At 35.3% G+C, this 26,696-nt stretch carries 19 protein-coding genes; 13 read left to right on the top strand and 6 right to left on the bottom strand.

Features of this window, described 5'->3' with window-relative positions:
• Genes OLM57_RS05420 through OLM57_RS05375 form a run of 10 tightly spaced genes read left to right on the top strand, consistent with a single transcriptional unit; the run spans position 1 to position 17,122 of the window.
• Complete coding sequence (locus OLM57_RS05420) at positions 1-294, top strand: PAAR domain-containing protein (RefSeq protein ID WP_264566221.1); 294 nt, start codon at positions 1-3, stop codon at positions 292-294.
• A 5-nt stretch (positions 295-299) separates the two neighbouring features.
• Positions 300-710, top strand: a complete 411-nt coding sequence (locus OLM57_RS05415) for a GPW/gp25 family protein (RefSeq protein ID WP_264566220.1) — start codon at positions 300-302, stop codon at positions 708-710.
• A 39-nt stretch (positions 711-749) separates the two neighbouring features.
• Positions 750-3,839 (top strand): baseplate J/gp47 family protein, encoded by a 3,090-nt coding sequence (locus tag OLM57_RS05410; protein ID WP_264566219.1) that lies wholly within the window; start codon positions 750-752, stop codon positions 3,837-3,839.
• 5 nt (positions 3,840-3,844) lie between these two features.
• The gene (locus OLM57_RS05405) at positions 3,845-6,847 is read left to right on the top strand and encodes a hypothetical protein (protein ID WP_264566218.1); all 3,003 of its coding nucleotides are present in this window, start codon (positions 3,845-3,847) and stop codon (positions 6,845-6,847) included.
• Between the two features lie 10 nt (positions 6,848-6,857).
• Positions 6,858-9,356: a hypothetical protein gene (locus OLM57_RS05400; RefSeq protein ID WP_264566217.1), complete on the top strand. Its 2,499-nt coding sequence runs from the start codon at positions 6,858-6,860 to the stop codon at positions 9,354-9,356.
• Between the two features lie 25 nt (positions 9,357-9,381).
• Positions 9,382-10,092, top strand: a complete 711-nt coding sequence (locus tag OLM57_RS05395) for a hypothetical protein (RefSeq protein WP_264566216.1) — start codon at positions 9,382-9,384, stop codon at positions 10,090-10,092.
• A 5-nt stretch (positions 10,093-10,097) separates the two neighbouring features.
• Positions 10,098-11,561, top strand: coding sequence for a contractile injection system tape measure protein (locus OLM57_RS05390; RefSeq protein WP_264566215.1), 1,464 nt, complete (start codon positions 10,098-10,100; stop codon positions 11,559-11,561).
• A 31-nt stretch (positions 11,562-11,592) separates the two neighbouring features.
• Positions 11,593-14,913 (top strand): DNA/RNA non-specific endonuclease, encoded by a 3,321-nt coding sequence (locus OLM57_RS05385; RefSeq protein WP_264566214.1) that lies wholly within the window; start codon positions 11,593-11,595, stop codon positions 14,911-14,913.
• Positions 14,914-14,947: 34 nt separating this feature from the next.
• The gene (locus OLM57_RS05380; protein ID WP_264566213.1) at positions 14,948-16,255 is read left to right on the top strand and encodes an ATP-binding protein; all 1,308 of its coding nucleotides are present in this window, start codon (positions 14,948-14,950) and stop codon (positions 16,253-16,255) included.
• 48 nt (positions 16,256-16,303) lie between these two features.
• Positions 16,304-17,122: a peptidoglycan-binding protein gene (locus OLM57_RS05375; RefSeq protein ID WP_264566212.1), complete on the top strand. Its 819-nt coding sequence runs from the start codon at positions 16,304-16,306 to the stop codon at positions 17,120-17,122.
• A 10-nt stretch (positions 17,123-17,132) separates the two neighbouring features.
• On the opposite strand, the gene recO is transcribed toward OLM57_RS05375, so the two are convergent.
• From recO to gdhA, 4 genes are all read right to left on the bottom strand, one after another.
• The gene (recO, locus tag OLM57_RS05370) at positions 17,133-17,846 is read right to left on the bottom strand and encodes a DNA repair protein RecO (protein WP_264566211.1); all 714 of its coding nucleotides are present in this window, start codon (positions 17,844-17,846) and stop codon (positions 17,133-17,135) included.
• A gap of 72 nt (positions 17,847-17,918) precedes the next feature.
• On the bottom strand, positions 17,919-20,213 hold the full coding sequence (locus OLM57_RS05365; RefSeq protein ID WP_264566210.1) for a T9SS type A sorting domain-containing protein: 2,295 nt from the start codon (positions 20,211-20,213) through the stop codon (positions 17,919-17,921).
• 66 nt (positions 20,214-20,279) lie between these two features.
• Positions 20,280-20,798, bottom strand: coding sequence for a GNAT family N-acetyltransferase (locus OLM57_RS05360; protein ID WP_264566209.1), 519 nt, complete (start codon positions 20,796-20,798; stop codon positions 20,280-20,282).
• A gap of 444 nt (positions 20,799-21,242) precedes the next feature.
• Positions 21,243-22,586 carry an NADP-specific glutamate dehydrogenase gene (gene gdhA / locus OLM57_RS05355; protein WP_264566208.1) on the bottom strand — a complete coding sequence of 448 codons (1,344 nt, stop codon included), beginning with the start codon at positions 22,584-22,586 and terminating at the stop codon, positions 21,243-21,245.
• A gap of 279 nt (positions 22,587-22,865) precedes the next feature.
• On the opposite strand from gdhA, the gene OLM57_RS05350 reads away from it, so the two are divergent.
• The gene (locus OLM57_RS05350; protein ID WP_264566207.1) at positions 22,866-23,651 is read left to right on the top strand and encodes a THC0290_0291 family protein; all 786 of its coding nucleotides are present in this window, start codon (positions 22,866-22,868) and stop codon (positions 23,649-23,651) included.
• 75 nt (positions 23,652-23,726) lie between these two features.
• Here the strand turns inward: OLM57_RS05350 and OLM57_RS05345 are convergent, their stop codons facing one another.
• Together OLM57_RS05345 and OLM57_RS05340 are read right to left on the bottom strand one after the other, a co-directional pair.
• Entirely contained in the window at positions 23,727-24,872 is a 1,146-nt protein-coding gene (locus tag OLM57_RS05345) for a cystathionine gamma-synthase (RefSeq protein ID WP_264566206.1), read from the bottom strand.
• Positions 24,873-24,927: 55 nt separating this feature from the next.
• The gene (locus OLM57_RS05340) at positions 24,928-25,383 is read right to left on the bottom strand and encodes a DinB family protein (protein ID WP_264566205.1); all 456 of its coding nucleotides are present in this window, start codon (positions 25,381-25,383) and stop codon (positions 24,928-24,930) included.
• A 74-nt stretch (positions 25,384-25,457) separates the two neighbouring features.
• On the opposite strand from OLM57_RS05340, the gene OLM57_RS05335 reads away from it, so the two are divergent.
• Positions 25,458-25,808: an arsenate reductase family protein gene (locus tag OLM57_RS05335; RefSeq protein ID WP_264566204.1), complete on the top strand. Its 351-nt coding sequence runs from the start codon at positions 25,458-25,460 to the stop codon at positions 25,806-25,808.
• The gene (locus tag OLM57_RS05330) at positions 25,808-26,689 is read left to right on the top strand and encodes a DMT family transporter (RefSeq protein ID WP_264566203.1); all 882 of its coding nucleotides are present in this window, start codon (positions 25,808-25,810) and stop codon (positions 26,687-26,689) included. The genes OLM57_RS05335 and OLM57_RS05330 overlap by 1 nt, the downstream gene beginning before the upstream one ends.
• Positions 26,690-26,696 lie beyond the last annotated feature (7 nt).

Genomic DNA, 26,696 nt, shown 5'->3' with positions numbered 1-26,696 from the left:
ATGCCAGCAGCAGCAAGAGTATCAGACATGCACATTTGTCCGTCAGTAGAGCCAGGGCCGGTGCCTCATGTGGGCGGTCCTATTTTACCAGGGGGGAACACTACTGTGCTTATAGGCGGTATGCCCGCAGCCGTAGTTGGGGACAATTGTGTATGTACAGGCCCACCAGATTCCATTTCAAAAGGTTCTGCAACGGTTACTATCGGTGGTAAAGCAGCTGCAAGAATGGGTGATTCAACAGCACATGGAGGAACAATAATACTAGGATGTCCAACAGTTTTAATAGGAGGTTAGAAAACATGAACGACGAAACATTTATAGGAACAGGCTGGAGCTTTCCACCCACATTCAATCCCATTTCTGGGTCAGTAGAAACTGTTGATGGAGTGACAGACATCAACCAAAGTTTGCAAATTCTTTTGGAAACAAAACTTGACGAACGCATTGTAAGATCCGATTTCGGGTGCAATCTTACACCCTTATTATTTGAGAACATAACCGTAACGCTACTCACCAAAATAAAGGGAATTGTGAAAATGGCGATATTAAAATACGAACCCAGAATAGACCTCAACAACGTTTCTTTTGGCGCCGAAGAAACATCACAAGGACTGATCAAATTAGAAATAGAATACACTGTAAGAACCACCAACTCGAGACAGAATTACGTATATCCTTTTTATCTGGAAGAAGGAACTTACATCAAATAAAATGGTTACTTATAAAATCTTTATACTAAAAATATAAAAATGGACAATTGCTCATCAAACATATCAATTCATCAAGGAATGGGAACCACCCAAGAAGAGCGATTTTTGGCAGCACTCAAACCTGATTATTTTCTTATTGATGAAAGAAAAGAAGTTGATTTTATTGCTTTTGTCCAAAAATTGGCTGCCCATATAAAATTCTATAATGACTCCAATGTAGAAGACGGCAATTGGTCTAACTTTTTTCAGTGGGAATCGACTGCTATTCTCGTTCAGCTGTATTTATGGGATGTGCGAAAATTACAAGAACAGTACAAAATCTGTAAAATTGAAGTCCAAACTTCAACAGTAGTTGCGGATCAAAAAAAAATACTTTTGTCCTATTTTGAAAGCATAAACAGTCAATTCTTAGATTTTAATCGAAAAATAAATGTTCTGGATTCAACCCTTTCTGCCAAAGAAACCTTGCAAGGAACAAGCCCTTATTTCATTCAAAAAATAAAAGATTTGAAAGACAAAATAACGGCAAGCAACAATCCATTGGCTTTGATTTCTAATTCTCAGTTCAACAAAAACGTACAACAGCTTTATGGATTAATACACAATTGGAAACAAGTTGCTGGTGACAACATTGCTAATCAATTGGAAAGCTACTCAAATCACAAACCACATTTTGCATTATATATTTCCTTTTTAAAACTTTTGGGAATCGCGCAAGTACAACTCAATGAGTTTACAAAAAGACATCTTGATTTTTATTACAGAGACATTTTACAAATACAACATGCCAATGCACGTCCAGATTATGTTCATTTGATTCTTGAACCTACTCCAGAGAAGGCAGTCCTAGTGCCCAAAAACAGTTTGTTCCCTGCAAGTAAAAATACATTAGGCAAAAACAAATTTTATGCTTCAACAGCAGACCAAGCCATTAATGACGGCAGATTACATTCCTTTTTAAGTCATTATAAAGACTCTGCTAACCTTTGGAATCAATCCGATTTTATAAAATCAAATGCTCAAAATACATCCTTCAATGTATTTTCGGATACAGCAACGACAGTAGAAACTGGTTTGCTTATTGCCAGTCCATTATTCTTTTTGAGTGGCGGCTATAGGGTAATTTATTTAAAAATAAACGACGAAACTTTAGACTTGTCTCTCTATAAATTCTTTATCACAGGCGAAAAAAAAGTGATCGAATTCAATTCTGTTTATTCAGAAGAAAATTATATCTTTTTAGAAATAGTTGCTTCCGAAAAAAAAATCATTGCTCATGACCCGAAAATTCACACTTCCATAAATATAAATACCAATTATCCTGTCCTGAAAATTGTGTCCTTAAATGGAGCCAAACCAATCGATATAACTCAAATAGAAATCAATGTGTCTGTATCTGGATTGAAGAATTTTATTTTGGGAACAGATACCGGATTGGTTGACGCCAGTAAAACATTCAAACCATTTGGTGATTTTCCAAAAAAAGGCAATGGTTTTGTCATTGGCTGTAATGAATTTTTTGTCAAAAAAGATGCCTATCTGTATTTGGATTCCAATCCATCTTTCTATAATGATTATGATCTAAAAATAGAACAATTAATTGATGGCTTATGGTCCGACACCTCGGATTTATACTATGAAATTAAAAATACAAACCCAATCCTTGAATATCAAGAAAAAAATGCATTGCCAAACTCGTTAAGTGTTTCGGGTTATGCAAAAATTATCCTGAATGATACTAATTTTGATGGGGAGAAATTTTTACAAGACTTTATTGCTGCCAGTAAAAGTGGGGGTACTTTGCCCGTTGCGCCAACTATTAACGACATTAGCTTAGGATATTACGTTTATGACATGTATAAGAATGGTGTTTCAAATAACCCAATCGAAGTCTATCACATTTTGCCTTTTGGATACAAAAAAGATGAATTATATGATTCCAAATTTCCTCATGATGCTCCAGTTGGCGGAGAAATTTATTTGGGATTTGATAAAGTGATTCCAAGAAACGGATTGTCGCTTTTAATTCAGCTTGCAGAAGGAACCGCCAACCCAAGACAAGAACCTGCTAACGTCGAATGGTCGTATTTGAATCAAAATTCTTGGACTCCAATTGATCCACACGAAATGGGTGACGAAACCAATGGCCTTACACAATCCGGGTTGGTACAATTAACCATTCCGGAATTTGACACCAGTCAAACTACCATACTGGAGAAATCGCTTTTTTGGATAAAAATAGCGGTAGATCGAACCGATGCTATTTGCCATTTTATTGGTGTTCACACACAAGCATTGAAAGCAGTGCTAACTGATTTTGAGCAAAACGGAACTGTTTTCACCGAAAACACACCCAAAGAAACCATCTCAAAATTCCATGAGCCTATTGATTTCATAAAAAAAGTAACCCAGCCCTATGCTTCTTTTTCGGGCAAGAAAAAAGAAGACGATTTGTTGCTTTACCAACGTTCTAGCGAAAGACTAAGACACAAAAAACGAGCCATTACTTCATGGGATTATGAACGTTTGATATTGGACGAATTTCCAGAAGTGCATCGGGTAAAATGTTTGAATCATTACCGTTATAATTCTACAACCATATCAAATGTTTCGGCGGGTTACATCACTTTGATTCCTATTGCACAATCTAATAATTATCAAAATACAGTTTCTTGGAAACCACTTTTGAGTTTGGGGATTATGAAAAAAATACAGCAACATATCGCCAAAATAGCGTCGCCTCACGCTAGGATTTCGGTAAAAACACCCACATTAGAAAAAATAGAAGTAAAATTTAAAGTCAAATACCACGAAATTCCGGGCGCCGACACTCGTTTATATGCCACCGAATTAAAAAAAATCATCAATGCCTATTTGAGTCCTTGGGCTTTTGAAAATACCGATATGGTTTTTGCCAATGCCATAGAAATCTCAGCATTGATTCAATTAATTGACAACCAAATTTTTGTGGATTATATAACTGATTTTGAGGTCAATCAAATCATTCTCAACGACACTAACGATTCTGTAAAAACAATTTACTACAAAGTAAAAGAAATTATTCCGATGACCGATTTCACCTTGTTTGTACCCAACGAGTCTCATTTTATAGAAGAAATAAATAATTGATCAATATGAAAACCGATTATTTTATAACAAAAGACCGTAAGCTCCTTCCCGCTCAAGATTATGATTTCTTGAGAAAAGAAGGTATGAAATATATAGAAAAACTGGGAAACAAACTCTGGACCGATTACAATGCGCACGATCCAGGGATTACCATTCTTGAAGTTTTGTCCTATGCTATTACCGAGTTGGGGTATCGAAGCAGTTTTGACATTAAAAACATTTTATGCGACCGATATGGGAAAATTTCAAACCATAGTTTTTTTCCTGCCAGTACTATTTTTACCAATGCGCCACTTACCGAAATCGATTATAGAAAATTACTCATCGATATCGACGGCATTTCTAATGCTTGGTTTTTGACAACCAAAAAGACAGTTGATTCTTCAGGTTTTCTGGCACCACACGATAATGAAATTCCAATTTATATAAATCCTGTAGAAGACAAACTAAGTTTAAAATCTGTTGACAAAAACAATACCGCACTTCAAAAATTACCGCTTAGAGGTCTGAACAAAATTTTATTGGAACTGGAGGAAGATCCTGTTCTCGGTGATTTGAATTCGACACTTTTGGACTTTGAATTTTTGGATCATGACCAATGGATTCAGGTAAATATCAGCCCGATGTTTGACTCTTGGAACGATCCAAAAGCCAATCTTCTGGAGGCACTGAGTAAACCTGCAAAAATAAAAAGTAAAAAAATAGAGAAGATTGACAACACGGTAGTTCTTACTCTTTTTAAAACTCCAAGTGGTGTTGAATTTTTGACTTTTACCATTAGCTGTTATGACCCAAGCGAAATAGATATTGTATTGGCTCATTTTTCGGTTCCCAAAAATTATATTGAACTGGTTACCCTTTTTAAAGATAAAAAAAACAAAGTCGACGCTACTTTTCAAAAAGTACATCAAAAACTGCATCAAAACAGAAATTTTACCGAGGACTATTTATGCCTTTCCACCATAGAAAGTATCGAAATTGGAATTTGTGTCGATATCGAAATGGAACCCCAAAGCAATGTAGTTGATGTTATGGCTCAAATTCAAATTGCCCTGTTTGATGTTATAAATCCTCCAATTCGGTTTTATACATTGGCGCAATTACTCGATCAAGGTTATCATTCAGAAGATTTATTTCTGGGGCCAAAACTCGATCACGGTTTCCTGAAAGAGGAAGAACTGAGTAATTGTGACTTGCCCACCGCAATTCATTCTTCAGATATTATTGCTGTGTTAATGGGCATAAAAGGAGTGATTTCGGTCAATAATCTTTTGCTTACCGCTTATGACAAAAATGGAAAACCTATTCCTGGAAGCTCTAGCCAACCATGGAGTTTGACTCTTTCTGGAGAAGTGAATCCGATTTTTACGCCTAAGAAATCCAAAATACTTTTGTTCCAAAAAAAGATTCCATTTCTGCTTTCAGAAAACAATCAAATGTTGGTGGATCAAAGAATAGAAATTTATAAGTCCCAACAAAAAAACTACAAATTACTCAACACCAATAATGAATTGCCATTTCCATCGGGAACTTTTTATCAACTGGATGAATATTACAGCATTCAGGACGAGTTTCCTCAAAACTATGGTTTGGGAAAAAACAAATTATCGGATAAAGAATCCGATTTGCGAAAAGCGCAGGTCAATCAGCTCAAGGGGTACTTGCATTTTTACGATCAAATTTTGGCTGATTTTTTCAGTCAATTGTACCACTCCAAAAATATTTTGGACACTGCAACCATTGACAGAACGTACTTCCCCAGGTTTCTTTCCAAAAACGATTGGACTGGGGGCGAATTTTATTCCAACGAGCTTTACACTAAATCCTTTGAGGATAATTTGTGGATTCCAAGCGACGACCAGATTTCTATTTACGAAAACAAAACCAATTTCTATGAGCGACGCAACCGAGCCTTGGATCATTTGATGGCGCGGTTTGGAGAAAGTTTCAACGATTACGTTTTTATGATGTATCAGGTCAATCAAGATGCAAAAGGTCTGGGCGAATTGAGTTTTCAATACGAAGATTTAATACAAGACAAACAAAATTTCATCAATGACTATCCTGAAATAAGCAGTAAAAGAGGAATTGGAATGGATTACATAAATCCGAACACCCTTACTCCGCCTGATTTTTGGGGTTCTAATTCTAGAGGTGGTTATGAGCAACGGGTTGCCAAATTATTAGGTATTAATGACATTAGTTTAAGAGATATTGCCAATGGCGATAGTCCGCAATCTCAATTGTCAATCCCTACAAAATTGGGGGTTATTCATTTTAAAATACAAAGTCCCGCAACCGATTTGGCTATTAAATGGAACTGGCTTCAAGAACATATTTTTGATCCCAATGTTTATACCATTCATAAATCAAGTACCAAATATTATCTCTATCTCGAAAAAGACGCTACTAAAATTGCCAAAGTCGATAAACCGTTTGCCACTTTTGAAGCCGCGCACGATTATTACAATTCTTTACTCCAAACGCTGAATGAAACTTTTGAAAATTTTTATTCCATAGAACATTTGTTGCTGAGACCTTTACTGACTACCAACAAAGACAGTGACTTACTAACGGTTTGTTTACAGGACGATTGCAAGGACGAAGCCAACAATGATCCCTATTCTTTCAAAGCCACCATCGTTTTACCTGGTTATTTAACCCGTTTTCGAAACTTGACTTTTAGAAAATATGCGGAAAAAATTTTCAGACAAGAAGCACCTGCACATGTATTATTAAAAATTTGTTGGGTAAATGCAAACGACATGAAACAGTTTCAATTAGCCTATAAAAACTGGCTCGAAAACTACCGCTATTTTAGAATAAAATATTGTTCTAAAACCCTACTCCCAAAAGACGAAAACAGCTTCTTGCTTCATCATAAAGACATGATAAATGCTCTCAATGAATTGAACACCATGTACCCTGAAGGCAATTTATTCGATTGTCATTTGAGTGAAATTACCAACCCCATATTATTAGGAAATACAGCATTAGGAACACTTTAAAAATACCATTATGAAAGCATTTAACAACTCCAAATATCCCGTTTTTGAGGCAGATCAAGTTCTAAGCCAAAAACATCTCAACAGTGTTGTAAGTTATCTTGAAGAACAAGACCGCTTGTCTCGAACAGGGCTCTTAGGGATGGGAATTGTATGTGGATTAGAAATTTCGCATCCACAGCCCAACCAAATTAAAATAGGTTGCGGAACGGCTGTTACTTCATTGGGGTATGAAATTAACTGGGAAGAAAAACTGTTTACATTCTATCATAATTTAGAACTTTCGGCCAATTTTCTGGGAGCCAATTACAGCAAAGAACCTTTTTTGGAACCCATACTGAAATACGGATCTAAATATTCGCCTTTCAAAAATGCTATTGAATTATTGGAACCTACAACTACAGAACTAGTTAAAGTAGCTATTCCCAATGGTTTTTTTAATGATAAAGTGGTCGTATTTATTCTGGAAACAGCCTTGATTGACGAAAAAAACTGCGTGAATACCAATTGTGATGACAAAGGCAAAAGACTGGAATTTACCGTAAGACCTTTAGTTATCAACAATTCGGATATTGCACCTTTATTGCTCAGCGGTTTTGACATCAAAAAAGCATCTCAAAAACTGGTTACTCCCAGATATAATGTGCCTTTCAAAAATTTAGTAACAGGACAACAAGTGCTTGACGGTTTCAAAAATTGGTATGATGATGCTTTTCTAACCACGCTTTCCAATCAAATAAATGCGATTTACAACACCAACAAAAATGTACTGAAATCAACTTCTGACTTCACTACATTGAATAATTGTAAAACGCAATTAACACAAACCATCAACGCCAACAAAGACAAATTGCAAATTCAATATGTGTGCGACTGGATTGGTGATATTGTTTCTGCGTATAATGAAATTGTAGATTTCGAAAATCAGAATCCTACTTTTTGTTGTTTTGACGAAAGTCTGTTTCCTTTTCATATCATTTTAGGAAACATTGCTATAGAGAATAATTTCAGAACACCTTTTGTAAAAACCGGCAATACCGATAAAGAAATTCTACTAAGAAACAAACTCAACATCTTGTTTGAACGATTAGTACTTTTGATAAAATCGTGGTCCATCACTGATACTGTTATCCGAATAACGCCCACCATTTATGGTAAAACCCCTTTGTCCAAAAAATCGATTCCCTATTATTATTCGAACTTTTTGGATCTAAATAAAAAATGGAATCCTGATAAAACTATAAAAAACAAAAGCAACGAAATCCTTTCGTATCAGTCCGAGAAACCAAATTATACCGATTTACAGTGGGTCAAAAAACCACTTTTGTATGATTTAGAACCGTATAACTTTCTAAGAATTGAAGGCCATATTGGTAAAAATTATCTGGAGGTACTTACTGAATTGTCTTCCTTGAAAGACACTTATAATCTACCATTCAAAACAATTGCACTTAATGCAGTTGATTATGTAGGCAAAGAGGTGGACATCACAAAACACCAAGGAGATTGGTCTGATCTTGAAGTTGATTATGATTTGGCTCGAAAAAAAGTGTACAATATTACCGAGTTTGTCATTAATTGGATTACATCGAACAAGGCCCAAATAGTCACCCAAACCTTTATGACTGAAGCGACTATTACTTCGCTTAAAAACATTTTGAACGAAGTAAAAACGTTGCTAACAGAAGATCTAAGTGAATTTTTACCCAATTACAAAAGCTTTTACGAAATTTTCAAAAACTTAAATGTTCTCTTTTTGTTTCATCGCTTTTGTCTTTTATGGAACAAAACAGATTTAACCGTTTTGGTTGAAGACTTAATTGATCATTTGGATCAAATCAATGAGTTGTTTCTTGAAGATTCCTTCACTGTACTATTTGATGAAGCCGTAAAAAGATGGAATAACGATTTCAAAGATTTATTTCTGTCTACTTTTTTACAAAAAAATAAAGGAATGGAACACCATGCAGGTGTTTCAGTAGGAGGCACATTTATACTCGTTTACACCGACACTTCTATTTTTAAACCGCAACAAATACCTCCAAAATACCTCGTGTTATTGGATACTATCAAAAGTTATACCGATGGTTTCACTTTTGGTACGGTTGAGCAAACAAAAACAATAAAAGAGGACCTTACGAAAAGTGTATTATACAAAAAAACTAAATTTTCGCATGCCGATTCCTACGATGAAGCTGCGCTAAAAGATTGCAAAAATCAAACAGAGAACATCAAAGCCAATTTGATAAAAGTGGCGCAACAAAATATGGCCAATAATTATCCTGTGCATTTACAAGAATTTTTCTTGTCTAATATTACAACCCTATTTCAATTTGAACCATTGGTTTTGGCCGAAAATAATGCTCCACAAAAAGTGGTGCTGGCCGACTTTTTCTTGCCCTACATTCAAAATCCCGAAGGAAATAACATCAATATCATTATTGGAAATACGGAAACAAAAGTTGGAGATTTCGAAAAAGCAGATTTTAATAATGACGATTTTAACACTTAGCAACTAATTCTTAAAAAATAAAGTTATGGCAACCAAACAAGAAATAATTACAGCAATTGACGGTAAAATTATTGCAAAAGGAAATATAACTGCCGTTGACACCAACAAAATTCTTAAAGATATTCTGGAATTTTCAGACAAACCTGCAACTCCATCTCCAATCGCTGGCTTTGATTTTGGGAATATCAATAAACCCTTAAGTACCAAACAACTTGCAACGGTAAAAGTGAATTTTACAGGAATACGGGAACTTTCGTGTTCATTATATATATGTACTGAAGCACGATTGAAAGACCCTGCAAACACTGACCAAAAAAACAATCCCGAATGGTTGTTTATACCTTTAAAGGAAGAAGAATATAAAATTCTGCTCTCCTTTTTACCTAACATCAATGAGAAACAAATGTATCTCACTTTCATGGTTCCCTTCTATAAAGCAGAGGATAAAGAAGGTACTACTCCAAGTACAGCAGGAGGTTTCAATACTGATACTAGAGCAACAGTAAGTCGATCTGATTTTCCGATGACAATTATTGGCATTGGCTTACTTGAAGACAAAAAGAAACAGAAAGGAGTTCACATCATATTGCCAGAAGCAGGTCATATTTCAACCTCTATGGCGCTTTTGTACAAACCAAACAAATTTGAATTTGGCCTATTCACAAAAGAAATGCAAGAGAATTTAGAAAAAGCATTGAATAGTATTCTTGAAGACAATGATTTAATTATTGACTAAAAACTATGCATTTAATACAACAACATACACTGGATATCAGCTGTGCTTCGACCGATTTTGGGATAGAAGTGCAAAGTGTTGTTACAGAATTGATGGAAAAGGAATTTTATCCAAAAGTCGAATTGTTACTCAACCTTTACTCTTTTCAAGACTATACTTGGAAAATTGATAAACTAGAAATTGAACTCCCTCCTCTATCCAGAAAAAAATGGAAAGAAGAAATTGTGGCGCATTCTTTGGAACAAATTGAATCCTATCTTAAACTGCATTTTGAAAATCTAGAAAAAAATCAATCTGTAATTGAAAGTTTGGAAATACTATTTTCAAAAGAAACGATTACCGAAAATTTATTTTTTGATTTTCTAAAAAAAGGTAGTATTCCCGAAAATGCATTGTTTAGAACCCTTGAGGAATTGATTGTCCATTTGGAAATAAATGCCTCTTTTATAGATAAGTTAAAGGCTTTGTTTTTAGAAAACCCCGTCTCTTTAATTCGTTTTATATATGCATTTCCAGAATCCTTTAAAACCAAAATAGAAAACCAAATTGATGCTTTCCAAATCGAATTCAAAGAATTATTGCAATTTGTCTTGATTTCAAAAGCAAATTATTTTTCGAATATCGCTTTAGACAGTTGGGTCGAATTCATAGCTTGGCAATTTTATTTTTATAAAGAAAAAAAGGTTTCCAGAACGGTTGTTCATGAAACTGTCCAAACCCTTTCATCTTTGCATTGGGATATAAAAATATCCTTATTTTTGACTTTAAAAGAACTTTTGAATCCCGAAATCAGCATTTATAAAAACAATTTATTGGCTATAAACAATGACTTTATAGCTTTTTGGGAATTAGTTTTAGTCGATTTCAATCCTGAAAATTTAGTTGAAGAATCAACATCAGAAGAAAAAAATAGAACAGAGTTAAACCAAAAAAATGAATTGGAAACGTCCAATTCAAAAATAAAGAATATGATTTATGTTGAAAATGCAGGCTTGATACTGTTTCATCCTTTCTTAAAATCGTTGTTCGAGCAATTGGAGCTGACCAAAAATGAAATTTGGAACAATAAAATGAGCCAACACAAAGCAATACTATTAACCCAATTTTTAATAAAAGGAGAAACAAGAATAGGAGAAAACGAACTAGTGCTCAATAAGATTTTATGCGGTTTCCCTATAGAAAATGTGGTCAATACCCAACTGGAAATCACCCAAAAAGAAATTGAAAAATGCGAAAGTTTATTACAGGCCGTGATTGAACATTGGAAAATTCTAGGCGACACCTCCGTTGCAGGTTTACGGGAGACTTTTTTGCAAAGAGAAGGGAAAATCATATTTACTGAGAATGAAAAATTAGAACTCTGGGTAAAACAGGAAGGTGTAGATATTTTATTGGCTCAATTACCCTGGGGAATCGAAATGATAAAAACCCCATGGATGGAAGATTTTTTGCAATGTTATTGGAATTAAATCAAATTAACCTCTTAACCATTGAATATAAATGTCTAAAACAGGACTTCAATTTAAACCGGTTAAAAAGCCACAGCGAAAACCGGCACCTTTCTTTCCTTCTACAGCCAAGAAGAAAAAGAAAGAAACTGCTCTTGTGCCTGTTGCGGCAAAAACTATTAAAAAAGAAGCGGTAGATCCTGTACTTAATCCAAAAAAGGCATCCATCTTAGACATTCAAAAAGCTAAAATTGCAAAAACTGCAAAGTCCCAAAAGAAACACGGTACCGCAGAGGAGAAAAAATCAGAAATGCAGAAATCGGTGGCAATATCTCCCGCATTGGAAAAATCGAGTGTGGCCAAATCCAATCAAGTGGAAGACATGGCGAATCAAAAAACTAAAAAATTTGATTCCAAAAAATTTTCCGATGCTATTTTAGATAATATCAAAAAAGTAATCCCAAAAAACAAAGAGGAAATGGAGAAAGACCAGACCTCTTCTGAAAAAATGGGTGCTGCACAACAAGGCATAACAGATACTTTAGAAAAAGAAAAACAAAATACAAACGGCGATTTATCCAGTGCTGTCAGCGCAACTCCAGATCAAACAAGTGTGGTCACAAAAGTAGCTTCGCCATTGCCAAAAGAAGATATTGGAGCATATCCTGTTGTTTCCAATCCAGGATTTGCACCGCCACTTAAAACCGCTCAAGACAACGATCTATCTGCTGATTCAAAAAAAATTGACAATGAATTGGCCAACAATAATGTGTCAGAAGAACAACTTCAAAATGGAAACGAAGCCGCTTTTGATCATTCATTGACAGAAAAAAAAGAAAGTCAAAAAAAAGCAGAAGGTACCCATCAGCAATATTTAAAATCGGCCAACCCAATTGCCGGTGCTACAAAAAATAGTACCAATGCACTGACTACTGGCGGACTGGCCAAAATGAGTGCAACCAGAAACAAACAATTAAGTCAAGTAGATAAAAACAAAGAACTTAAAAAACAAAAAGAAGAAGAAGTTCGAACCAAAGTCGCAACCGACTTGAATAAGATTTATGATGACACCAAGCTTTTGGTAGAAACCAGACTTAAAAACCTTACCGAAAAAGTAAACAAAGATTTTGATGAAGCGCTAGATATTGCCAATAAAGCATTTGAAAAAAATGTAAAAGAAAGAACGGATACCAATTGGCTGGAAGATTTGGCCAATTGGGCAGCGGGAATTCCAAATGACATCAAGAAAGTTTTCATCGAAGAGCAAGATAATTTCATCAATTCTTTGGCTCCTGTGGTTCGAAAAATTGGTGATTTTGTCGAAAAAGAATTGAGCCAAGCGACAAAAGATATTGATGACGGAAAACTCAAAACCCAAAATTATTGGAAAACCCAAGACAAAGACACCCAAAAAATTGCAGGAGATGTGTTTGCTCATGCTACCGAACGTTTTTCAGAACTCGATTCCAAAGTTGATGAAGCCAATGAAGGGTTAAAACAAAGTATTACCACCAAATTTAATGCAGCTGTTGCCAAGCTGGAAGAAACTTTTGACAAGATACAAGAAGAAAACAAAAGCTGGCTGGAACGCGCCTATGATGCTGTTGTTGGAGTGATCAAAGCTATTATTGAAATGAAAAATCTGTTACTTACCGTATTGGCAAAAGTAGCGGACGTTGTTGGAAAAATAATTCTGGATCCTATTGGTTTCTTGTCCAATTTACTGGATGCGATTGTTTTAGGCTTTCAGAATTTTGGCAAAAATGCTTTAGAACACCTCAAAAAAGGATTTTTTGAATGGTTGATGGGCAATATGCCTCCGTCGATAAAATTCCCGAAGCAGTGGGACTTAACCGGAATTTTTGAATTTATAATGTCCGTTTTTGGATTGACTTGGGAAAATATTAAAGCCAGAGCCACCAAAATGTATGGAGCAACGGTTGTCGCTGCGCTTGAAACTGGCTTCGAAATTTTTCAAATAATTCGAAAAGAAGGACTCGGCGGATTGTGGAATTACATCAAAGAAAAAATTGGCGACCTCAAAGTCATGGTCGTTGACGCTATACAAAACATGCTTATCGAAACGGTAATTAAGGCAGGAATCACTTGGGTAATCAGTTTATTCAATCCTGTTGGTGCTTTTATAAAAGCGTGCAAACTCATTTACGACGTGGTTAGTTGGTTTATCAACAATGCCAGAAGAATACTAGATTTAATAAACAGTATTGTCGACAGTACAGCACTTATCGTAGCAGGGAAAATAACCCAAGCCGCCACATTTGTAGAAAATTCGTTGGCCAAATTGGTTCCAATTGCCATTGGTTTTCTGGCGGGATTATTGGGTCTTGGAGATTTAAGCAAAAAGGTTCAAGCTTTACTTGATAAAATTCAAGCTCCTATCAACAAAGCCATCGATTGGGTGCTTGAAAAGGCTGGTACGGTGGTTAAAACATTATTTAAAGCTGGAAAAGCTGGTGTAAAAAAACTGATGAGCTTTTTTAGTATTAAAAAGAAATTCAAAACGGAGGATGGGCATTCACATAGCCTTTATTTTGAAGGGACCGAAGAAAATGCTGAGTTAATGGTGGCGAGTACTCCGGCAACTTTTGCAAAATTTATAAGTAAGTTAGGAAAAACAGATGCCAAAAAAGCCGAATCCAAAAAAAATGCGCAAGCTGAGTTTAATTTGCTAAAAGTCGCTATTTCTAAGAAAAATAAATCTGCTAAAGGATCCGAAAAATATCAGACAGAACAAACCGAAAAATATGAAGTAGTTACAGATCATGTCAATAAACTGAGTAATCACATGATTCCGCTTTTTAATATGGAAAGTATCGGAAAGTTTGAACTTACATTTGGTTCATTACAAAATGGTTTTGGGACAAGCATGGAGGTGAAAAACCTTCATAAAACAACGAAACCACCCACGGGATCTGTACCGGGCGTTACCAACGCTGGTTATGAAACGCTTAAGAAAAAACGAAATGGCAGTTCGACTTACTACATCTTGGGTCACTTATTAAATCACAATTTAGGAGGCAGTGGTAACGATTTTAGAAATCTTACTCCCCTTACCCGAAAAGGGAACAAGGATCACAATGTAGACATTGAAGAAACGGTAAAAAAAGATTTAGCAGATGATAAAGTAATAAATTATACAGTAACACCAGAGTATAACGGAAACTTTGTAAAAAATCAGCCCCCGAATTTATCTGCTAAAAGAAAAAAAATTATCGAAATGGAAGAAAAAACACCTTCAATAATAAAATATGAATTCTCTTCTTGGAAAAAAGAAGATCCAAATACTAAAGTAACAAAAAACGCTCAATTTAATAATGGATTAGATTATACCCATGGCGATTATACAGAATAATTCAAAGATTATATTTTAAATAAAAATAAAAAACATGCCTTTTCAAATTCTAAAATCCTTTCTCGTCCAGTCACTTCGTCCGCAAGACAATGACGAAGAACAGGTAAGCTATAACTTCGAAAATTCTTTTTTGGAAGCCATGAACCGAAAAACGACTCATGATGAAGCTGTAATTTTATTATTGGCCTTAGTTCCTAACATATTACCTCATTTTTTTGATGAAATCATAAAAGAAGTTTATCCTGATGGAGGTGAACTTCCGGAATTGGGCGGAATCCGTCTGGACAATCACAGAGGAATGCTACCAACGGGTGAAACTGCACAATATGTTTTGGCAAAAGAAGATGTCAATCATCGATTGGAAATACAGCAATTATTTTCACCATCACATTGGTTTTTCAAAGAAAATATTTTGTTCTTGGAAGAGGTAAAAGAAGGAGAACCATTGATGAGTGGCCGTATTATTTTGCCTCCAGAAATGGTTCATCTTTTGTTTTTTGGCGAAAAATTAAAACCAAAATTTGGCACAAGCTTTCCAGCGCAGGAAATTACCACTCAAATGGAATGGGGAGATTTAGTGGTAAACGAAAAAACACAAGATCACATTAAACAAATCAAACTTTGGTTGAAACACCAGAATCAATTGCGACACGATTGGGGAATGGCCAAACAAATTGCTCCCGGTTATCGAAGCTTGTTTTATGGCCCATCGGGGACCGGGAAAACGCTTACGGCAACTTTGCTAGGAAAAGAATTTAAAAAAGAAGTATATCGCATCAGCTTATCTCAAGTAGTTTCTAAATACATCGGAGAAACCGAAAAAAACCTGGAAAAAATATTTGTTCAGGCCGAAAACAAAAATTGGATTCTCCTTTTTGATGAAGCCGATGCGTTATTTGGAAAACGAACACAAACCAAATCTTCAAACGATAAATATGCCAACCAAGAGGTGAGTTATTTATTGCAAAGGGTCGAAAATTTTAATGGATTGGTCATTCTTACCTCCAACTTTAAAAACAATATTGATGATGCTTTTTTAAGGAGATTCAATTCAATTATTCCTTTTAACAAACCCACGGCCGAAGAACGTTTGCAATTGTGGAAAAATTGCATGCCGAAAAAAACAAAATTAAAGGATCAGAACATACTCGAAATAGTAGCCAAAAATTATGAACTCAATGGTGCTCAAATAGTCTCGGCTATGGCTTTTGCTTGTTTGCAGACACTTGATGAAAACACTACTGTTATCGATTATCAACATATTTTGAAAGGAATCGAATTGGAATACAGTAAAGAAGAAAAACTTTTTATAACGGAAACTTTGGTTTCCAAAACTGGATAAAACGGCTGTGCTTAATCATTTATAAAAACCTTAAAAAACAAAAATACCATGCAAAAAACATTCTACAAAAAAGAGTTACTCATCAAAGCCCCCCAACAAAGAAACGGCGCTGCCAACAACAAAAAAGACATTGAAAAAATTCAGTCCTGGCTTAATTTGTTTGCGATGCAAAATCCAAGCTCGGGAACCGCAACAGGTATCGATGGAGATTTTGGACCAGCCACCGAAAAAGCAGTTCTAAATTTTCAAAAATTTAACAATTTACCTCAAACTGGCAGTATCGATCAAACGCAATTTGACATGCTTTCATTACCTCTAAAAAAGGCGTTTGAAGACCCAATTACGGGTAATAATTTAAGAGAGTTAGTGCTAAATGTTGCCAAAAACCATCTCAAAAACCGTCCTTTTGAACTTGTAATGTATAAGCAAAATAATATGGGTCCTTGGGTGCGAAGTTATTTGGATGGAAATGAAGGTGAGAAATGGTATTGGTGTATGGGTTTTGCACAAACAGTATTAGACCAAGCAGCATCTATACAAGGAAAAAACTTCAAAACACTGATGCCATTAACTTATAGCTGCGATACAGTTGGAACAACTGGTTTGCAAAAAAAACTACTAACCCGTTATCAGGAAGCAAGAACAAATCCCGCCCTTATAAAACCAGGTGATTTATTTTTAATTCAAAAAACACCAAATGATTGGCACCATACCGGAATTGTAACTGCCGTTCATGGTGATGTGATAGAGACTATCGAAGGCAATACCAATGCTGATGGCTCCTCAAATGGAAATGCTGTTATGAATCGAATAAGAAACTTTAAACAAGTCAAAATTGACTTTTTTTCAATTGAGCCTTTGGTGTGAAAAAGAAAAATCAAGAAAAAACTTCTTTCAAAACATCCAAAGATTTTGGTCTTTTGAATCCGTCGAGGTGAAAACTGTAATAATCGATTAAAATTTTCAAAAGCAATTGCCTTTCAATGACATGAAACGTTTTTTGGTCGGTGTCGAGTTTCAAGTTTATCAATTTTTTGAACAAAAGCGTTTCGTGTTCGGTGAGGGAACTAATGGCGTGAAAAGGGGTGAAAATGCCTTCGGTCATTTCGAAAAAAGGCATATCTATATCCGAAGTATCGGGATAAAAACCAAGGTATTTTGAGGTTTCCAGCATTAGAATTAAATGAAAATTGGCAATTTCGTCATGCTGATCCAACCAATGCAAAGCAGTTTCGAGAAAAATAAATAGGGATTCGTTTTTTTCTTCCTCATGTATCGAATGGTGCAGAATTTCGGAAAGGAACATCACCATGGTGCTTTTGAAAATATCTGAATGTATCGAATGAAAAGGAGACGCTATTTTTACTTCTTTGAAATTCTCTAAAGTGCCTTTGTTTTTGTGAACGGCTTCAATTTCTATGATACTCAAAGGTTGAAAATAGGCCATTTTTTGACTCGCTTTTCGAGACGAAAAAGCATCCCGAACAAAATAGGATTTCAGTCCGCTCGATAAGGTAAAACATTTTACAATCAAGCTTTTCTCCTGAAATTTTAAGGACGAAATTACTATGGCTTTGGTTTTGATTAACAAGTTTCAATTTTAGATTTTAGATTTTAGATTTTAGATTTTCAGAAACTGCAACCTAAAATGTGATATCTGTTTTTAGCGAATAATCATTACTTTTTTGACTTTGGTTTCGACTCCATCTTGAGCCGAGATAAAAATCATATACACTCCCGATGCGACTTTATATTTTCCAAATGCGGTGGTGTCCCATTCTAAGGTTCCTCCTTCGGTAGTGGCTTCGTAAACAAGATTCCCTGCAACATCTGTGATTTTTACATTGGCTTTGTTGAGCAATCCGTTTATTTTTACGGTTCCTTCGTAATTCGGTCTTACTGGATTGGGATATACATATACATTGTTCAAGTTTTCGCTAGCCGATGTGGCGATCCCTTTGAAAGAAATCAGCCCCTTGGATGTTGCTATAAAAACTTCGCCTGTGCTGCTGTTGATACTAATGTCGTTTATTATGTTACTTGGCAAAGGCGAATTGTTTACCGTAAAATGATACTTGGTTTCCTGACCGTCTGGAGACACCATAAACACCCCGGCATCTACTGTGCCAATCCATTTGTTGTTGGCACCATCGACTTCAATATCTGTAATAAATTGTTCGTACAACAATTCTTGGGCAAGGTTATTATCTAAAATAATTATAGAGTGTGTTGTCAACTGGCTTTCGGTTTGAAAACTGCCTACATTAGACAAAACCCTGAGTCCTTTTGTAGTTCCTATCCAGAGTTGGTTTTTGGTATCAACAGCAACTGCTCTGACATCTGCTATTGGTAAATTTCCTTGATCGGTACCAAAAGTAATTTTCTTGAAAGTATTGCTGCTTTCATTAAATCCGATTACACCGTTTTTACTGGTTGACATCCATTTTGTGCCATATTTATCAATAACCATAGTACCAAAATCGTTACTTGTTGGCGATACAAGAATTTTATCCATCGCATAACTTCCCCATTGTCCATTGGCATTCAGCACTTTTAAACCATTGGCAATTCTACTATTGGTTGCCCAAAAATTTCCCGATTTGTCAAAGGCAGCACCGTTTATCCTAATGTCGATATAATTGGGATCAGGCGGACTTATCGTTAGCGACTGCAAGGTACTATTAGTTTGATTGTATAAAAGCGTTGGGACATCGTTTTCTATTTTTAATAAACCCGAGAAAAAAGAACTGGCATATACTTCTTTTTCATTCCCAGGATTTATCGCTATTCTTCCCATTGATTTTGCTCCCAACACATTGCTATACGGAATGTTTAACCATCCTGAAGTGTTAAATTTACTTACTCCATAATCGTTAAGCGGATAGGGGTTGTAAAATATATCATAATCTCCATACACTGTCCAGAGCTGTGTTGGCGTGGCTTGCATAGAGAATACACTATTGCGTAAAGGTCCAATCGGTGTTAAATTTTCATAATTTGAAGCCCCAAAAAGTGCGGTCGTAATCAAACCATTTTCTTCAGTTCCGATATAAAGAAAGTCATTTACAATTGTGGCACAGCTGAAAACGGAAGTGACATCTGGAACTTGATTTCTATTGATTTGGCGCTGCAATGCCATTTGATTGTTGTAGACATATACTGCGTTTGGAGTTGTTATTATAAGGTAATTTGCGGTTGCCCTAAAATCGGTTGAAGGTTCCGATAATGCAATAAACCCATTAAAAGTATTTGTTGCCAAATCGAATTTATGGATGTATCCAACCGCATTTATGGCATATAATTGAGATCCGAAAGCAGCAATTCCAGACCAATCTCCACTTGCCATTTGTTGCCATTGTTTGTAATCAATCAAATTGGGATTGGTTATATCTCCTTTCCTTATCCCGCTTGAAGTTGATGCATAAATAAATCCGTTATAAACTGTAGTTTGCGTCACTCTCAGCTCAGCTCCATTGTCACCAATATAATAAGTGTCACCAAACTGTGAAGTGGTTAAGTTGAATTGAACGATACCAAAATCTGCCGACACATATACAATGCCTCCAAATTCCATAAAGCTGTTGATTCTTTTTACACTCGTTGGTAAATTGTTGTTTATAATATCGACTACTTTAAGTATACTTCCATCGGCTTCGTTGATGACAATAATTAAACCATTTTGATACCCTACAATTGTTTTATTGGAAGTCGCACTATAGTAGATAGCCGTAATGGTTTCTCCCGAAAGACCATCGACAGTCGTTGTGGTTTTTATAATGTTTGTGCTTAAATTTTTGGAAAACAAAGCATTTTCGGAAGCAGCGTAAATGGCTGTTGGCGATTCCGAAACGTCTTTGATTTGTGTATAAGAGAAATAGCCTTGCCAAGACAAATTGGCCTGGGCAAATGTGATTTGAAACACAAACAGAAAAAGTAAATATAATAGCCTTTTTTGCATTAAATGAATATTGGTTCACAAATATAGCACAAAGCAAAGAAATAGGGATTCCGGGCTAAACCTTTCTTAAAGAGCTCTAGTCAGCACTTTCTCATAAGCTTTTCTTTGCCCACCTCTGAAATAGACATGACCACAGAACGTGTAGCCCAATTTTTCAAAAATTTTAATCATGGCAAAGTTGTCAAAATTGGTGTCTGCTTTTATGCTGTATATGTTGTTATGGCGCGCAAAATCTTCTATACAGCCAATCATTTTTTGGGCACATCCTTTCCCTAAGTATTCCTCGGAAATAGCCACTCGGTGAAAAACCACAAAATCATCATTGGTTAACCACTGCCCTTCAATTTTTGCATATTCAGGTTCGTCATTGATCAATATTGCGCAATAACCAACTATTTTTTCTCCATCGGTCAAAACAAAACCTTCTTCTTTTTCAATGTCTTTTTGCACCACATTAGGGTTTGGATAACCGTCTTGCCATTGATTACTTCCGTCTTCTTTTCTGCGTTGTATAGCCAATTGCAAAATGTCCCATATTGGAGTGATTTCAGAAATCTGAGCTTTTCTAAATTGGTACTCTGTCATTGTGATTTTCTATTATTTAGTAGTCGCTTAATTATCCCGAGTGGTTGGGACTAAATTTTTGTTACTTTTCGACGAGTAATTTTCCCCAAATATATTGAATAAAACTTACTTTTTGACTTTGAGATTTTCCTTTTGGTCTTGAAATAAAATAAATCTCTCGATTCTCTAGAAGTTGTTGTGTTCGCGAAAGGGATAGCAGCAAGCTACCGAAGTAGCGCGGATAGCCCGACCGCATTATAGAAAGTGGGCTAATAAGCGGTGTCTAAAGTTGCCCACTTTTTATAATGGGGTTTCGCCCAAATAATTTTAGATTGCGGAGTTCAGATTTTAGCTTTTTTTTGATTCTCTTCTATAGGCACAAAAAAGCCTTAATCTTTACAGAAAAAGGCTTTATATATATTTAAATTTTAAAATCTGAATTCTGAATTCTAAAATCTGCAATCTTTATACCACTCCTTGAGCAAGCATAGCATCGGCTACTTTTACAAATCCTGCGATATTGGCACCTCTTACATAATCAGTATACCCAGAGGCATCAGTACCATATTTTACGCATGAAGCGTGAATATTTTTCATGATTGTTTTTAATCTTTCGTCAACTTCTTCTGAACTCCAGCTTAGACGCAATGAGTTTTGAGACATTTCAAGTCCCGAAGTAGCTACTCCACCAGCATTTGAAGCTTTTCCTGGAGCAAATAAGATTTTTGCTTTTTGAAAAACATGAACTGCTTCTGGCGTAGATGGCATGTTTGCTCCTTCGGCAACACAAATGCATCCGTTGGCAATAAGCATTTTTGCTTCTTCCTCATTCAGTTCATTTTGAGTGGCACAAGGCAAAGCAACATCACATTTTACTTCCCAAGGGCGTTTTCCAGCTACATATTTTGCGTTTGGATATTTAGTAACATAATCACTAATTCTACCTCTTAATTCATTTTTGATTTCCATTACATGAGCCAATTTCTCAGCATCAATACCGTCAGCATCGTAAATATACCCTGCCGAATCAGACATAGTAACTACTTTACCTCCCAATTGAGTTGCTTTTTCGGCAGCATATTGAGCTACGTTTCCAGACCCAGAAATAACTACTGTTTTTCCTGTGAAGCTTTCACCTTTGGTAGCCAACATACTTTGTGCAAAGTATACATCTCCGTATCCTGTTGCTTCCGGACGTATTAACGATCCTCCAAAAGAAATTCCTTTACCTGTCAAAACTCCGGTAAATTCGTTTCTTAATCTTTTGTATTGACCAAACATATATCCGACTTCTCTTCCGCCTACTCCAATATCTCCTGCTGGCACATCGGTATCAGCACCGATATGTTTAGACAATTCAGTCATAAATGCTTGACAAAAACGCATTACTTCATTATCTGATTTTCCTTTTGGATCAAAATCGGCTCCTCCTTTTCCACCACCCATTGGCAATGTAGTCAGACTGTTTTTGAACGTTTGTTCGAAAGCTAAGAATTTCAAAATACTTAAATTTACTGAAGGGTGAAAACGAATTCCTCCTTTATATGGTCCGATTGCCGAGTTCATTTGAATACGGTATCCTCTATTGACTTGTGTATCTCCTTTATCATCTGTCCAAACTACTCTAAACATAATGATACGATCTGACTCTACCATTCTTTCCAAAATCATTTTATTTTGGTATTTCTTGTTTTCTTCGATGAAGGGAATTACTGTTTCAGCAACTTCTACAACAGCTTGCATAAATTCCGGCTCGTTCGGATTTTTTTTGGCAACCAATTCGATAAAATTTGTAATACTTTGTGACATGATCATTAAATTATAAACGTTTAAGAAAACATTTTCGTTAGTGGGGCAAAGATACATCTTATTCAAATATTTTAACTTTTTTTCTAATTGATTATGATAAAATTATCTTTTTATTAATCATTTATAAAAAATACAACACAAGGAATAGTGTTTTTACGAAATCGATGTAGTTTTCGTAAGGAATAGAATAATATGCCTTCTTTTTTAAATTTAAGACAAATTATAATTCTATTATACTTGTTTTTATATCTTTGCCCTGTTTTGAAAATACAACCTACTATGATCAAACTTAAAATTTTTATATTATTGATTCTGATGTGTTGGTCAAATAGGACTCTCTCACAATCTGGAATCGTTCATGAAATTGGCGTTATTGCTGGACCTGTTCAGTTTAGGTCAGATTATGGACAACGAGATAATGTACAAACCAATATGAACAATACAGGTTTTGGACTTGGAATTATTGACTACCTGAATTTCTCTTATAATGACAATCAGAATATTTATTTTAAAGAGCATTTTAAAATACGAAACGAACTTTCCTACAGTAAAACTGATTTGCAGAATTATGGGCAATGGGTAGAAAAAAACACTTTGCCTTCTCAACAACTCGCTGCCATGAGAGGTTCGACTCAATTAATCAATCTGGGTACTCAACTTGAATTTTATCCTTTACATATTCATGATTTTGAAAATACAATGGGGAGTTTTGCTCCTTATGCGAGTTTAGGTATTCAAATTAGTTATTATAGTGCCACAGCCACTTCTACAATGGGTGAGCTTGGCAATACAGCAACCACCCATCCAAAATATTTAGTCCCTTCAGACGGTCATCCTCATGGATATGCTACTGAAAGTAAGGCGGTTATATCTGAAGTTTTTGATATTGGAACACGATACAAATTAAATCGAATGTCTGATTTAATCATTGATTTACGTTATCAACATTTTGAGTCCGACTGGGTTGATGGTTTAAATCCAAATAAAGATATTTATACTGAAAACAAAAGTAATGATTCGTTGCTATGGCTTACTGTTGGTTACATATTTTACCTAGAGAATTAAACTATAAACCGATTCAAAAAAATAAAAATGCCAATTCTAAATTTTAGAATTGGCATTTTTTATAAATTTCTATTTTTATGCTAGTGCCTGTTCCAAATCGGCAATCAAGTCTTCAGCATCTTCTATACCTACACTCAATCGAACTAGATCATCAGTGATTCCGATTTCCTTTCTTTTGTCTTCCGGAATCGATGCATGTGTCATTAAAGCGGGATGATTGGCTAGTGATTCTACACCTCCCAAAGATTCTGCCAATGTGAATACTTTTAGTCTTTCCAGAAAATTTACTGCTTCTTCTTTTTTACCAGATACAAACGTAAAAGAGACCATTCCTCCAAAACCACTCATTTGCTTTTTGGCAATTTCGTGATACGGATGACTCGGCAATCCCGGATAATAAACCCTATTGATTTTTGCGTGATTACTCAAGAATTCGACTACTTTACTTCCGTTTTCACAATGTCTTTGCACACGTAAATGCAATGTTTTTATACCTCTAAGAACCAAAAAACTATCCATTGGTCCCAAGGTAGCCCCTGTGGCAAATTGTTGAAAATGCAATTGATCTCCCAAAGCTTCATCTTTTACAATTAAAGCGCCAGCAATTACATCCGAATGTCCTCCCAGATATTTGGTTGCAGAATGCATTACAATATCAGCTCCTAAATCCAAAGGCTTTTGCAGATAAGGTGTTGCAAACGTATTATCAACAGCAAAAAGGATATTATGCGCTTTGGTGATTTTGGCTATTTCCTGAATGTCGGCCAATTTCATTAAAGGATTTGTCGGGGTTTCTACCCAAACCAATTTGGTGTTTTTGTTAATCAACGACTTGAATTTTTCGATATTATTCATGTCTACAAAATGAAACACAATTCCGCTATCTTTATAAATACGGGTAAACATTCTGTAGGTTCCACCGTATAAATCGTCCATAGCAATGATCTCATCACCCGCTTTAAACGATCTTAAAATACAATCTGTAGCAGCCAGTCCCGATGAAAAAGCCAATCCACGAGTTCCGTTTTCAATACTGGCCAAAGCATTTTCCAAAGCAGTTCGTGTTGGATTTGCGGCTCTGCTGTATTCGTAATCTGGATTCAAAGGTTTTCCTGGACTAGTTTGTACAAATGTGGAAGTTTGGTATACTGGAGGCATTACCGCTCCTGTGCTTGGGTCATGATGCTGTCCACCATGGATGACTTTGGTATTGAATTTCATTGTTTGATTTTTTTATTTTTTCTGTCACTAATTGTCTGACTTTTTTTCGAAAAATTTATATAAACTTTCTGATGCTCATCATAATCCCTATATGTAAGCCTTCGTGGAAGTTATTAAATTCAATTGCTCCTTTTGTGCTTTTCAAAATATATCCAGTAGAAGTTGGATATTCTTGATAGTTTACAAAAACTCCATTGTTATAATCTGTTTCTAACTGATCTACAGATTTTAACAACAATACTTTGATTTCATCGACTTCTTTTTGCGTCACATCGTGCTCCGGTTTGGTTCCTTTGCGATATTTTTCGACCATTTCATCAGTCACCACCATAGGCAATCCTGATAATTTATAAACCAATAATTGCTGGGTCACGACGATATGACCAATATTCCATATTAAATTATTACTGAATCCCTCTGGAATTTTATTCAGTTGTTCTAATGTGTAATTTTCAAAATAAGAACTCAACATTTTTCTGCCAGTTCTGTTTACTTCAAATGTATCTTGCATGATTGTATTTTTTGGATAAAATTAAACATTTTAAACATCAAATGATTTCCTTTGCATTCAGAAAATAGAAAAAAATGAACAAAATATACTATCTCGCATCTTGTGACACTTGTCGAAAAATCATTAAATCACTTCCAAAAGACCATGATTTGGTTTTTCATGACATCAAACAAAATCCTATTACTGTTGAAGAATTAGAAGAAATGTACCGCCTTTCGGGAAGTTATGAAGCATTGTTCAGCAAAAAAGCGCAATTGTATAAATCGATGGATTTAAAAAACAAATCCCTTACCGAAGATGATTTTAAAAAATACATATTAGAACATTATACGTTCCTAAGCCGTCCCGTTTTTATCATCAATGACAAAATATACATTGGCAATACACAGCAAAATATAATTCAAGTAATGAAAGCCTTGAGTTAATGTCAAAAAGAAATCTTGCCTTAATTGGTGCCACGATAGTTTCCATAATTTACGGCGTTACTTTTACCATAGCCAAAGATGTAATGCCAAAATACATTGATGCCTATGGATTTATTCTGTTGCGCGCTGGCGGTTCTATGCTTTTGTTTTGGCTGGTTTGGTTTTTTATGCCCAAAGAAAAAATTGCACTCAATGATTTTCCTCGAATAATAGCTGCCGCTTTTTTTGGAGTAGCTTTTAATATGCTGACTTTTTTCAAAGGTTTGAGCCTGACCTCTCCTATTTCGGCGGCGGTTATAATGGTTTCGACACCTATGATTGTATTAGTGCTTTCGGCCATTATTATGAAAGAACGCATGAAAAAAAGAATGGTATTAGGAATCGGTCTTGGTCTCATCGGAACAGCTTCGCTCATCCTTTATGGGAAATCGATAGGCGACACTTCACAATCAGGACTAGGAAATTTTTTGGTTTTGGTCAACGCCATTTCGTATGGATTTTATCTGATTATTGTCAAAAAACTAATGAATAAATACAGTGCTTTTACATTTGTAAAATGGATTTATTTGTTTGGTTTTATAATGGTTTTGCCTTTTGGTTGGAGCGAATTTACTGCGGTTGATTGGACAATTGTTCCAACGGATATTTACTGGAAAATAGGTTTTGTGGTGGTAATTTCGACCTTTTTGACTTATTTATTAAATTTGCTTTCGATGAAAGAATTAAAACCAACTACGGTAGCCGTTTTCATTTATTTACAACCTTTATTTGCATCCATTTTTGCAATAGGTTTAGGTAAAGATGAACTGAATTTGGTCAAAATAATTTCAGCTTTGCTTATATTTTCTGGAGTTTATTTGGTAACAAAAAAAGCACATTAACTTCAAA

This window comes from Flavobacterium sp. N3904 (assembly GCF_025947305.1).
Taxonomy (GTDB): domain Bacteria; phylum Bacteroidota; class Bacteroidia; order Flavobacteriales; family Flavobacteriaceae; genus Flavobacterium.
This window is presented reverse-complemented; position numbering and strand designations above follow the sequence as displayed.